This window comes from Pseudoalteromonas espejiana DSM 9414 (assembly GCF_002221525.1).
Classification (GTDB): Bacteria; Pseudomonadota; Gammaproteobacteria; order Enterobacterales; family Alteromonadaceae; genus Pseudoalteromonas; species Pseudoalteromonas espejiana.
This window is the reverse complement of the sequence record NZ_CP011028.1, coordinates 454,789-469,044: the sequence shown is the minus strand read 5'-3', so window position 1 is coordinate 469,044 and position 14,256 is coordinate 454,789. Positions and strand designations below refer to the sequence as shown.

Sequence of the window (14,256 nt, the reverse complement as noted above, 5' to 3'; positions counted from 1 at the left end):
ACTTTCGTCCCTTTTGTCACTTAAATGTCATTAAATAAGCGTGTTTGATTAAAAACTGTAAACAAGCGTTAATGATGTCTCTGTATCTGTGCTTTCTTCGTCATCAGCAACATCTGAGTTGTTGGTTACGTTAAAAGCAACTTTCATTTGTAGTGAGCCATTAATTTTCGCTAACAAAGCAGTTTCTGAACGTGTTTTGGTGTTTGAATCACCGTACTCAACCGATACAAGTTGAGTAAAACGTGCACTATCAGAAATCTGCCAGTTGTAATCAAGCTTACCTAAAGCAATTACTTCACTGTCGCTTTCGCCAGCTAGTAGGTTACCGTTATCATCTTCTTGAGTACTGTCGTCTGAGTATTCAAAAAATTTGTAACCTGGACCAAACTCTGCATTTAACCACATATCTGGCTGGTCAATTAAGCGTAAGCCGTAACCCGCAGAAATTACAGATTCAGTTCTATACGCGCCAAAGTAGTCTGAAACGTGTGAACCATAAATGAATAAATGAGAATTCTTTTCATTTAATTTGTAATTACCTTGCGCAGATGCTGAGTACTTTTCGTTTGTACGTTGTTTTTCGTCTTCACCTTGATCGTTCTCTATTTCGTCTTCTTTATAGATACCGTCAATTTTGTACTCGTTGTTCCAGTTTTCTAAGTGATGCAATACTTTAAGGCCACCTTTTAGGGTCGTTGTCTCTGTATTACCACTAGTAACAATAGCACCAAGCTCACTTGTTACTTCCCACGTTTTTTTCTCTGCGTCTTCAGCGAATGCGTTAGTTGCAGCAGACGCTGCAACTAAAAGTGTTAAAAGCTTCAATTTCATTTAAAAATAACCTATCTATAACTAAAAATTAGTCTTGCTTGTGCAAGTGAACATCCATTTGTGGAAATGGAATTGCAATATCAGCATCGTCTAATGCAATTTTAATATTTTCCATTAATGACCAGTAAGTCGGCCAATAATCTGCAGAATTTACCCAAGGGCGAACTACAAAGTTAACGCTTGAATCGCCAAGCTCATTTACAGCTACTGTATACGCTGGGTCTTTTAGCAAGCGTGTTTCTGCATCAAGTACAGACTTTAATACTTCTTTTGCTTGACGTAGGTCTGCATCATAACCAACTCCGATAACTAAATCGATACGACGAGTAGATTCTCTTGAGAAGTTAGTAATAGCACCCGACATAATTTGTGAGTTAGGTACAATAATTACTTTGTTATCTGGAGTACGGAGTTCAGTTGAGAATATTTCGATTTTTTTAACTGTGCCCATTTTACCACCAGCTTCAACAAACTCACCAGATTTAAATGGACGAAGTAAAATAATTAATACGCCAGATGCGAAGTTAGATAGTGAACCCTGTAGTGCTAAGCCCACAGCTAAACCAGCAGCACCTAAAATAGCAATGAAAGAAGTAGTTTCGATGCCTATTTGCGAAAGCGCCATTAAAATAGTCGCAGCAAATACAATTGCATAAACTATACTAGATACAAACGAGCCAACCGCTTTATCTACTTTCTTTTTATCAAAGGTTTTTTCTGTTAAACCAGCACAAAACTTAGCAATACGACTACCAAGTAAAAAGATCACAAGCGCAATAACCGCTTGAATACCATAATGTAAAATCAGGCCTGAGTTTTCGTTTAGCCAATTAAGTATTGAATCCATAGTAACTCCAAATAGTTTTTATTAAGCAATTTCCCGCAAGTGAGTATACATTAATTTACATTTTATTCTCATTAAATAATGAATTTTCACTACTTACGCGTGGTTTTTATGCTTTTTTAGCCATTTTGGCTGGATTTAAATGCTACATGCTATTTATGAACCTTTACTGATAACAAACTAATTTTATGAAATATTTATTTTTTTTAGTTTTTTTTATATTTGGGCTTCACAACATTTATAATTTTATGTATTATGCGCGCCACACCAATCGAGGTGTGTAGTGGCGGTTGTAGCTCAGTTGGTAGAGCCCCGGATTGTGATTCCGGTTGTCGCGGGTTCAAGCCCCGTCAATCGCCCCATTTTTTCCCTTCTAGTTATTCTTTGTTAATCCCTTTATAAATTCCTTTATTAATTCATTATATTTTAATGCTTCTTATATTTCTTAATCTATATTTATCCATGTCAAATCATTGTTAACAACCGTATAATAATACGTCAATATGCTTTACATATAAACAGAAAGTGCTACCTTATTATTGTTTAATAGTATTTAGTATTAGCAGGCCTCCACTTATTTCACGGGACATTCCAACAAGCATGATCAAACAAGCTTTTCTTATTTTTTTACTTGGTTACTTTTCTTTTATTAGCTTAAATGTAAAAGCCCAAAATAATATCTCGTATGTAAAGCTACTTGGTGAACTGCAATATTTAATTTCGCAAAAACACTACGATGAGGCTTATAAACGTAGCCAAAAAAATTATAAATACCTAGGCGAGCCTGACTTTGATTACCTATTAGGTGTTTCGGCACTTAACTCTGGGCTTTCAGCACCAGCTGTATTTGCTTTTGAGCGTGTAATAGAAGCTAAGCCGCAGTGGTATGAGGCTCGCTTATATTTAGTAAAATCTTATATTGCAGCCAACAACTTACCTGCGGCTAATTCACAAGCATCCGTACTAATTAATACCAGTGCTTCTCCTGAAAGAGTAAAAGTGGCTGCACGCAAATTATTGGAAACCTCACAGCTTAAACAACGCTTAGCTGGGCGTTCATATAATCAAAATGTTGAAATTGCTTACGGTATGGATGGCAATGTTAATGCTGGTACATCAGAAGATACTATATTAATCCCTAATTTAGGCGAGTTTTTGTTATCTCCAGCAAGTAAAAGCAGCGACGATAACTATATAAAACTAAACTATAAAGGCCGTTACTCTCACCCACTTGATCAACGCAGTGCACTTTCATTGGGTATATCTACTGACTGGTATAAATTTAATGAACTATCTGAATATGACCGTATAAATACAAATATAACAGGGCGCTACCAACAACAATTAGAACAAACCCTGTGGTATGTGCAAGCTGGTATTACGCCTTTATTGTTAGATGGTGAGCTATACAGAACAGAAACATCACTAACAGCTGGTGCAAGCTACGAGTTAGACAAACAATTGAGTGTATTTGGCTCACTCACATTAGGTGCTATGAACAATACATTTGATGAGAAGTTAGACAACTCATTTTACACGCTTAATATAGGTGCAAGCTACTTATCTAAAAGGTGGTACCAGAGTGTAAGTGCTAACTTTAAAAATGAAAGCGCTAACATTAATGAGGGTGACTTTAACGCCCGAAATATTAGCGGTGTTTATTATCAAGTGAGTGCGCTACTAGCCCAGCAGTGGCAACTATCCGCACAAACTGGGTATCAATGGATTGAATATCAAGACGACCACCCACTGTTTTTACAGACCCGCAGCGACAACCTCTTAATTCTTTCTAGCTCAGTACGCTACTTGGTCAATAAAAGCTTGGCGCTACAGTTAGCGCTAAACTATCAAGATAAAACAAGTGACATTTCTTTGTTCGAATACGACCGCTTTGACACCAATTTAAGCGCAAGTTACTCATTCTAATTTAAGGTATTTATGAAACATTTAATTTTGGCATTAACCACCTTACTTAGTGTGAGCTTTACCTCTCAGGCAAGTAATACGGCTGCAGGTAAAACTATTTTGGCGCGAGGAGATGTACTGGCCACTGACGCAAGTTCGGCTCAACAAAGAACTCTAAAACGAAGGGATACCGTGTTTGGTGTTGATAGAATAACCACAGGTGAAAAAAGTAAGGCACAGTTTTCTATGTCTGACGGTGGCCTAATAGCACTAAAAGAAAACTCGGAGCTAAATATTGCGAACTATGAGTTTGATAATGCAACTCAGCAAGGTTCTGCTTCTATAGAACTAATAAAAGGTGGCTTGCGCTCTATCTCGGGTGTTATTAAAAAGAACGGTGGCTCTTATAATGTAAAAACCCCTGTTGGCTCAATTGGTATTCGAGGCACTCACTTTGAACTACAACTTGTAGAAGGTGATATGTATGTTGCGGTTTGGGATGGCGCAATTGACCTTACACTTGACGATCAAAGCGTTGTATCACTTGGTAGCAATGAGCCTTTTTCTTTTGCGCAAGTTACCGCTTTGGGCGATGTAATTAAAACTACGCAAGCACCAGCAGTATTTACTCAAACTTTTGCACCTATAGACGATGACAATAACGCAGAACAACAACCTGAGCAGCAGTCATTGGCGCAAAATAATACTTCAGAAAATACTACCGATGCCGATACATCAATAGCAGATGTGTACGCAGAGCAACAATTTCAGGCAGTCAGTAATGCATCATTAATTGACCAAATAGCAGAGCGTCAAGGTGTATTTAATTACCAAGCGACAAGCTTTGATGTGTCATCAAGCTTGGGTGAGGTGAGTGATTTTACTATGTCAATGTCGGTAGATTTTGATAATGGCACTGTACCTGATGGTGAAATTAGTTTTAACGATGCAGGTGGAAACTGGTACGCAGCATACAGCGGCCTTATTGATTTAACTAAGTTAGATTTAGCTATCACATTTGCCTCTCATAATAACAATAAAGCGACCGGCGAAATTGACGCCGTTTTTTTAAATGACATAGACACTATTACCGGTGATTTTAGCCTAGAAGAAATAAGTAACCCTGCTATAAATGCCGGTGGTGACTTTAGATTAGAACCTTAAGAATTTTGAATATTAAGCTTTTATTGGAGTATGTAGAATGACAGCAAAAAACCTTTTTTTGCTCGGTTCAATGGTTTTTTTGCTCAGCGCTTGTGGAGGCTCTGAAGAAACTTCACAACAAGATACAGCACAAGCTCCCGTAGAGCAGGTCTCACCTACTCCATCTACTGAAACAATTAATCTTACCGGTGTGGTAGGCCAAACAGTTACAACAAAAACCCAAGTTTCAGGTGCTGTAGCATCTAATAGGGGCGTTGTAGGGGCAACACTTGCGAACTCTTTAGCATCATTTACCCTTTCACAGTCAAACGAAGTTATTCAGGGCAATATAACGTTTTTACTCAATGTTTCAGACCCTGATGGCATAAGTGCAGTGAATTTAGTACTGCCTAGTGTAAATAAAAGCTTGCCGATATGCGCGCAAGCATGTGGTAGCGAATTTGAGCTATCGGTTATAGGGCTTAGCCCTTATTTTTACGGCGTTGATCCTGGCGATCTACGCCTAGAAATATGGGTTACTGATAATCTTAATAACCAAGTACTTGCAGATGCGATAACCGTAAGTTGGCAGCCGTACCAAATTGAAGGAACTACTGCGCAGCGAGATGGGCAAACTATTAACTTATCATGGCAAGCTAACGAAAACTTAAACCGTTACAACGTTTATTTAGCTACCGAAGCAGGCGTAACAACCAATAATGTAAATGCCCTCGAAAATGGTCAGCAATTTTTAAGCATAGCGGATACAAGCTTTAGTATTAGCGACACGCTTACTGAAAAAAGTTACCAAATTTTAATTACAGGCATAGATGGTAGTGGCGAAAGTGGTTTTGCAGAAGTAATTAATGTGGCACCTGTTGGAGGTGAGCTAAATTTTGCTCCAAAAGCAGCAAATGATTTATTTGACGTTAATGAAGACCAAGCATTACAAGGCAACGTGTTAATTAATGATAGCGATGAATATCAAGGTACTTTGAATGTAAACAGCACTGTAGCCGTTAGCCCACAACACGGTAATATAACAATAAGCGAAAATGGCGACTTTACTTATACACCCCGCACCAACTTTAATGGCAATGACGCGTTTAGCTATCAGGTAATCAATGAGTTAGGCATGACCGACACAGGCATTGTAGAAATAACTATTAATGCCGTTAATGATGCGCCAATAGCACTTGATAATACCTATAACATAACCGCCGACGGTTCTTTAGTAGTAACAGCACCTGGGTTATTAGCGAATGACAGCGACATAGACCTAGATTTACTTACCGTAGATACAACAGCAGTTAGCTCACCGACTAAAGGCACGCTCACCCTTAATGGTAATGGCAGCTTTGAGTATGTAGGAAGTGCCAATATGCAAGGCACTGATACGTTTGAGTACCGTATTATTGATGCTTTAGGCGCACAAGCTACTGCAAGCGTTACTATTAACGCGCTAGATCAAAATAGTCCGCCAACAACTGCGAACGACAACTACAGTGTTGATGAAGACACAACTCTTATTGTTAATGCAAGCCAAGGATTACTTGCAAACGATACAGACCCTAATAATGATACTTTTATCATTGATGATAGCTATGTAATTTCCCCCACTCATGGGCAGCTACTTTTAGATACTGATGGTAGTTTTTCGTATATTCCAGATGCAAACTATTACGGCGTTGATGAATTTCAATATCAAGTAATTGATGCTTTTGGCGCAACCGCAACCGCAACTGTTACACTTACAATCAATAGCACACCAGATAACCCGGTCGCTCAAAATGATGAGTATCAATTTCAGTATAATCAAACTTTAAGTGTTTCTGCTGATAATGGTTTACTTAAAAATGATGTAAACATAGAACCTGGTGACTTAACGGTTGATCAAACGCCTGTTGTTGATGTTCAAAGTGGCACATTGCTATTAAGCAGTGATGGCTCATTTACCTATCAACCCAATTCAGATGCATTAGATGTAGATAGCTTCACCTACTTAGTTTCAAATGAACAAGGCTTAACAGCAACAGCGCAAGTTGTATTAAGCAAAACGGGTTCTAATTCACCAGCAAAAGCAAATGACGATCAATATACACTGCCTGAGGACAGCCCTACTGCAACGCTTAACGTATTAGATAATGATACTGATGCCAATGGCGATACAATTACACTTACAAGTATTAGCAACACAGTGGGTACAGCCCAAATTGTAAATAATAATATTGAGTATACACCTGAGCCCAATTACTTTGGTGAAGTGACCCTAACCTATACAATTTCTGATGGCATTGCGAATGATGCGCCACAAACAAGTCGTGGCACCGTTTCACTTACTATATTGCCCGTAAATGACACACCTGTAGCCTCTGCTGATAGTGCGTCTATGGTAGAAGATGCAGCGCCTATTTTGGTTGATGTACTTGTGAATGACACCGACATTGACGGTGACAATTTAACAATAACAAATGTTATGACTGAATTTGGTTCGGCATCGATTGTTGAAAATAAAGTTCAGTATAGCCCTAACCCTAACAGTAATGGGGTTGCCATTGTCTCTTATACAATATCAGATGGAAATGAGGCGAGTGCCAGCGCCAATTTACAAATAACTATATCCCCTACTAATGACGCACCGGTGGCAAATTCCGATAGCATTACAATTGCTGAGGATGCACAAGCAAGTTTAATAAATGTACTAAGTAATGATACTGATATAGATGGTGATAACTTAACGATTAGTTCAGCAGTAAGTGATGTTGGTAGTGTGTCTATTGTTAATAACCAAATTCAATATACACCTGCTGCAAACGATAATGGTACTGCCAGCGTTACTTACACTATTAGTGACGGTACACAAAGTACTACAGGTACGCTTACAGTAACGATTACCCCCGTTAACGATACTCCCGTGGCTAACCCAGATGCAGCGACTATTTTAGAAGACGCTGCTGCGACAAATATTAATGTACTCATCAACGACACCGATGTGGATGGCAACACTCTCTCTATTAGTACAGCAAGCACCACTACAGGTAGTGTTTCTGTGGCTGGTAGTAACCTTGCTTACACACCAGAGGCTAACTTTAACGGCCAAGCAATTATTAATTACACAATAAGTGATGGCACCGATACAGCAGCTGGCGCACTCACTGTAACGGTAACGCCTGTAAACGATGCGCCCATTGCAAACCCTGATACAGCAACTATTTTAGAAGACGCCGCAGCGACAAATATTAATGTGCTTACTAACGACACAGATGTAGAAAACGATGTGCTTTCTATTAGTGAGGCAAACACAAGTTCGGGTTCAGTATCTGTGTCGGGCAATAATTTAATTTATACACCAGCGGCTAATTTTAATGGGCAAGCAACCGTAAGTTACACATTAAGTGATGGCATTGATACGGCTGCCGGTGTATTAACCATCACAATTACACCCGTTAACGATGCCCCTGTTGCTAACCCTGACTCAGCAACCATCCTCGAGGATGCCGTAACCACTAATATTAATGTATTGGCCAACGATACAGACCCTGAAAGTGACTCGCTTTCAATTAGTGCCGCGACTACCACTACAGGTAGTGTTTCTGTAGCCGGTAGTAACCTTGCTTACACGCCAGAGGCTAACTTTAACGGCCAAGCAATTATTAATTACACAGTAAGTGATGGCACCGATACCGTAGCTGGCGTACTCACTGTAACGGTAACGCCTGTAAACGATGCACCCATTGCAAACCCTGATGCAGCGACTATTTTAGAAGACGCCGCAGCGACAAATATTAATGTGCTTACTAACGACACAGATGTAGAAAACGATACGCTCTCTATTAGTGAGGCAAACACAAGCTCGGGTTCAGTATCTGTGTCGGGCAATAATTTAATTTATACACCAGCGGCTAATTTTAATGGGCAAGCAATCGTAAATTACACATTAAATGATGGAACTGATACGGCTGCCGGTGTATTAACCGTAACAGTTACACCCGTTAACGATGCCCCTGTTGCTAACCCTGATTCAGCAACCATCCTCGAGGATGCCGTAACCACTAATATTAATGTATTGGCCAACGATACAGACCCTGAAAGTGACTCACTTTCAATTAGTGCCGCGACTACCACTACAGGTAATGTTTCTGTAGCCGGTAGTAACCTTGCTTACACGCCAGAGGCTAACTTTAACGGCCAAGTAACAATTAATTACACAGTAAGTGATGGCACCGATACAGCTACAGGCATTCTTAGTATTACTGTAACAGCGGTAAACGACACACCAATAGCAAATACCGATACAGTCACCATTAATGAAGATAACGCCACAACTGTAAATGTTATTGCTAACGATACCGATATTGAAAACGACACACTCACTATTACAACCGTTTCAGCTGACATAGGCAGCGCTGATATTGTTGGTAATCAAGTGCAGTATACTCCTCAAGCTGATTACAATGGCACTGCAACTGTTACTTACACAATTAGTGATGGGAATGCGGCTTCATCTGGTACGCTCAATATAACAATTACGTCAGTTAACGATGCACCTATCGCTAACGCTGATACAGCCACTATTTTAGAAGATGCCGCAGCAACAAATATTAACGTACTCGCTAACGATACTGATGTTGAAAACGATACGCTTTCTATCAGCGCTGTCAGTGCAACATCGGGAAGCGTTACAAGCTCAGGTACTGATGTAATTTATACACCAGCGGCTAATTTTAATGGCCAAGCATCTGTAAGTTACACCCTAAGTGATGGCACCGATACAGCAGCTGGCCAGTTAACAATAACGGTCACCCCAGTGAACGATGCCCCGGTAGCTAACGCTGACGCAGCAACGATTTTGGAAGATGCAGCAGCAACTAATATAAACGTGCTCGCTAACGACACAGATATAGAAAACGATACACTGTCAATCAGTGGTGCCACTACTGGTAATGGAACAGTTACGGTGTCTGGAAGCAACGTTGTTTACACACCGAGTGAAGACTTTAATGGTCAGGCTATTGTAAATTACACCTTATCTGATGGCACAGATACAGCACCTGGCGTAGTAACAATAACAGTATCACCAGTAAACGATGCTCCTGTGGCTAATGCAGATTCAGCTACTATTTTAGAAGATGCTGCTGCAACAAGTATTGATGTGCTTAGTAATGACACCGATGTGGAGGGCAACACCCTCTCTATTAGTGCTGCAAGTGCAAGCACTGGCTCGGTTTCAAGCTCAGGTAATAATGTAATTTATACGCCAGCTGCCAACTTTAGTGGTCAAGCTACTGTAAACTACACATTAAGTGATGGCACTGATACGGCAACTGGCCAGTTAACAATAACGGTTACCCCAGTAAACGATGCCCCTGTAGCAAACCCCGACACCGCCTCTATTTTAGAAGATGCAGCAGCAACCAGTATTAATGTTCTGAGTAACGATACGGATATAGAAAACGATACACTTTCGATCAGTTCAGTAAATGCAATTACCGGCTCAGTAACTGTTTCTGGTAGTAACATTGTTTACACACCTGAAGCCGACTTTAATGGCCAAGCTGTCGTTAATTACACCTTAAGTGATGGTACAGATACAGCCGGCGGCGTGCTAACTATTACCGTAACTCCCGTTAACGATGCCCCAGTTGCCATATCGGATACTGCCACTATTAATGAAGACGCACCCGAAACAACCATTGATGTTATTAGTAACGACACCGATGTAGATGTAACCGATACTCTTTCAATAACCGCTGTGACAGCTGATATTGGTAGTGCAAGTGTTGAAAGTAACCAAGTTAAATACACGCCGGCCTTAAACAGCGAGGGTGTTGCAACGCTTACTTATACGCTAAGTGATAGTACCGACGATGTGCAAGGTAACTTAACCATTACTATTACACCAATTAACGATGCCCCAGAAGCGCTCAACCAAACGTTCTCTATTGGAGAAAATGCAACAGATGGTGAAGTAGTTGGTTCTATTACAGCCTCTGATATTGAAAGTAACACTCTCAACTTTAGCTTAAGTGGCGGCGAAACAGCGCTATTTAATATTAATAGCACTAGCGGGGAATTAAGTGCAAATGGTACTAGCCCATTCAATTATGAAACGGCTACACAACATACTGTAAATATTAATATTACTGATGATGGCACTCCAAATGAAACCACGACTATAACAGCTACTGTAAATATTATTGACGAAGAAGACCCACTAATTCCCGTGGAAGATAATACGTTTGGGCGGCCACTAAGTGGGCAAATAGACCTTTCGCGTGTTTTTTCTGACGGTGAATTTAACGACAGTATTGAGCTTAATACCAACCTTTATTTTGTTGGTTACAATAACAACTCAGACGCAGATATTATTGTTGCCTCTTACACAAATACCGGCGATGTAAACACTGCATTTAATGGCACTGGTTTTAAAACTATTGACCTAGGTGAAGATGAAAAAGGCACTGCTATCACCTCTGGTAATGGTGAGCTATTTATTGGCTACTCAAGCTTTGATGGAACAGAAACCGAAGCGTGTTTATTAAAAATGAGTGTGACTGGTATTGTTAGTACAAATTCAGGTGACGGCAACTCAGGTACTAAATGTACAACGCTTGCGAGTGAATCTGCAATAAACGACCTTGAATTCACAGATAATAAAGTACAAGGCGTAGGCTATTCGGTAAACGGCCTAGATAAAGACAGTTTATTTCTTAAATACGATGTGTCAACTCTCGCTTTTGAAGCGGGTAGCCCAGGTATTGTTGATGTAAGCGGAAATAACGATGATGACGAGTCGCATGCAATTAAAAACTTTGGTAACTCTGAGTTACTGGTAGTGGGAAGCACCATAGGTGAGGAAAACGATTTAGATGCAACTGTCAGATACCTTATTCCTGATGGCAACAATAGCGGAAGCTTTAACTCTGGCGATGCGCTTATAATAGACTTATCTGATGAAGAAGGTGACGATGAGCTACTTGCTATTGCTGGCATAGACGCGGTTAATTTTACTGCTTATTTGGGAGGTTACATTACTCGCTCATCAGGTGAAAAAGAAGCTGTGATGATCTCTATTGATAGCAATGGCGATATTGATGAGAATATTGGCAATGAAGGTATCGCAATTTATAATATTGATGGAAACTCTGGCACTGGTAACGGCGGTGCACAAATTACTGGCGTAAAATATGCGCCGATGAGTAATCAGCTAATACTTTCAGGCACTACGGGTATTGAAGCCTCTGATACCACCCAAAATGAGCAACTATTTACAGCCCGCGTATCTGTAAGTAACGGAGAGCTTGATACGAGTTACGGTGTTTCGGGCGTTAATATAATTTCAAACTTCATCAGCAATCAATCAGCTAATGCTATGACTATTGATGAAAATGATAGCGTATGGCTCTCTGGTAAATTTAACGACTCGACTAATGAGCCTTTTATAACCTCAGTAACTAATGATGCAAGCCTGTTTACCAACTTTTCAACTGATGGCTATACAAGCATAAATAATTTAGCCATTAGCTCAGACGATCAGTCAATGAGCTTACTACAGCTACAAAACGGCACTCAAGCTAATAAATATTTAAGCGCCTCGGTTGCACAATTTAATACAACTAATAAGCTGGTTTTAACTCGCTATACGAGTGCTGGAGTTCTTGATACCAGCTTTAGCATTGATGGAATTAAAGCGCTCAACATAAATGTAGCGTTTAAAACTGTTACATTAAAAGAGCTTGCTGATGGCAGTATCATCATTGCTGGAACGCAAATAAATGGTTTAACTGAAGAAGGCTTTATAGCAAAAGTAGACCAAGATGGTTACTTAGATGACAGCTTTGCTACTGAGGGTATTTACACTACGGTAGATATTTTAAATAGCGATATAAACTTTACTGATGTCGCTATAGATAGCGGTGGCTATATTGTTGCTGTGGGCTCATTTACTGATGCATTAAGTGTTACCCGCTCATTTGCGACTATGTTAAAAAGTGATGGCAAATTAGAGAATAGCTTTGGCACCAGCGGGGCTTATTACGGCAACATCAATGAGTTTTTTGAAACACTCTATATAGATATAAATAAAGATATATTTATAGCGGGTAAGCAAGTATCTGGCAGTGATTCACAATTAATAATGCTAAAAGTCGACGATGATGCTAATGAAATATTTACTTATACAGATACCCGTATTACTGCAGATATAACTGATAGCGCTTCAAAAGTATTGGCCGATAGCGCAGCAAATCTTTACTTAATTGCAAACGAAGGCACAACGCCTAATCAAGCAGTTATTATAAAGTTAGCTGCTGATGGCAGCTTAGATACAAGCTTTGCCACAAGTGGTGTGGGGCAATATCAGTTATCACCAAGCTCCGATACAAAAGTGATTGATGCATCGTTAGATACTTCAGGCAATATAGTTCTATCTGGCATGAGTGAATCAAAGGGCATGATTGCACGTATATTAGCTGACGGCACAATTGACACTTTATTTGGAACAAGCGCTCTTGGTTACTACCTAGCAGAGCAATGCGATAGCACGCACACATTTACATCAATGCTATTACAAACTGATACCCAAATTGTACTAAGCAGTACGTGTTTTGATAATGCTTCAAATAACGTCAGCGTATCTAAATTTAACTTTTACCCCGACGGAATCAAACCTTAAATTATGAAAGTTGAATTTTATGGCGTAAGAGGCTCTATGCCTTCACCGGGTAAGCATACGCACCTATTTGGTGGCAACACCTCTTGCGTTTATGTGGAGCAATCTAATGGCGATAGCCTTATATTAGACTCAGGTACAGGCATCGCCCAACTTGGTGAAACACTATTAAATCAATCTTCGCCCATTGCAATATTATTAACGCATAACCACTGGGATCATATACAAGGCTTTCCTTTTTTTAAGCCGATTTACCAAGCTGGCCGTGACATAACGATTGTAGTTGGTGACGTAGATGACGAGCAGAGTAAAAATGGTATTTTAACGCAAATGTCAGGGTCTTTTTTTCCTGTTAATTACCAAAACTTGCCCGCAAGTATTACCCTAAACACCCAGCTTGCTTTACAAAACACCTTTACTATTAATAATTTTAGCGTGTTCACTGCACCACTTAATCACCCAGGAGGGGGAACCGCTTATTGTGTAAATGCAGACGGCAAAAAAATAGCTTATGTAACTGATAACGAATTAGATCCACCAGGCTCCGTTAAAACAACCATTACACAATGGGCAGCGTTTATAAAAGACGCTGACTTACTAATTCACGATGCTCAATTTACAAATGATGATTTACCTTTAAAGCACGGCTGGGGACACAGCACATTTAAACAGGTAGCCGAATTAGCAGTTCAAGCACAGGTTAAAAATTTAGCCATAATAAGCCACGATCCAGCAAGAACCGATAACGAGCTATTAGCAATAGAAGCGCATTTACAAGCGAGCTATGGGAAACACATAAATATTGAGTGCGCCAGAGAAGGCCGAACTTTTGATTTTGCACCAATAAAGGATTAACGGTTAT

Annotated in this window: 6 protein-coding genes and 1 tRNA gene; 5 read left to right on the top strand and 2 right to left on the bottom strand. The window is 39.8% G+C overall.

Going from position 1 to position 14,256, the window contains the following annotated elements; all coding sequences use genetic code 11:
* Positions 1-48: 48 nt before the first annotated feature.
* Together PESP_RS02050 and PESP_RS02045 are read right to left on the bottom strand one after the other, a co-directional pair.
* Positions 49-831 (bottom strand): DUF481 domain-containing protein, encoded by a 783-nt coding sequence (locus PESP_RS02050; protein WP_089346550.1) that lies wholly within the window; start codon positions 829-831, stop codon positions 49-51.
* 28 nt (positions 832-859) lie between these two features.
* Positions 860-1,678, bottom strand: coding sequence for a mechanosensitive ion channel family protein (locus PESP_RS02045; protein WP_089346549.1), 819 nt, complete (start codon positions 1,676-1,678; stop codon positions 860-862).
* Positions 1,679-1,961: 283 nt separating this feature from the next.
* Between PESP_RS02045 and PESP_RS02040 the strand changes: the two genes are divergently transcribed.
* The 5 genes from PESP_RS02040 (at position 1,962) to PESP_RS02020 (ending at position 14,249) form a co-directional block, all read left to right on the top strand.
* Positions 1,962-2,037 (top strand) — tRNA-His (locus tag PESP_RS02040).
* A 238-nt stretch (positions 2,038-2,275) separates the two neighbouring features.
* The gene (locus tag PESP_RS02035; RefSeq protein WP_089346548.1) at positions 2,276-3,601 is read left to right on the top strand and encodes a surface lipoprotein assembly modifier; all 1,326 of its coding nucleotides are present in this window, start codon (positions 2,276-2,278) and stop codon (positions 3,599-3,601) included.
* A gap of 12 nt (positions 3,602-3,613) precedes the next feature.
* Positions 3,614-4,744, top strand: a complete 1,131-nt coding sequence (locus PESP_RS02030; protein WP_089346547.1) for a FecR family protein — start codon at positions 3,614-3,616, stop codon at positions 4,742-4,744.
* Positions 4,745-4,781: 37 nt separating this feature from the next.
* Positions 4,782-13,397 carry a beta strand repeat-containing protein gene (locus PESP_RS02025; protein ID WP_089346546.1) on the top strand — a complete coding sequence of 2,872 codons (8,616 nt, stop codon included), beginning with the start codon at positions 4,782-4,784 and terminating at the stop codon, positions 13,395-13,397.
* Positions 13,398-13,400: 3 nt separating this feature from the next.
* A complete protein-coding gene (locus PESP_RS02020) occupies positions 13,401-14,249 on the top strand; it encodes an MBL fold metallo-hydrolase (RefSeq protein ID WP_174694368.1) in 849 nt (282 codons plus the stop codon).
* Positions 14,250-14,256: the final 7 nt, after the last annotated feature.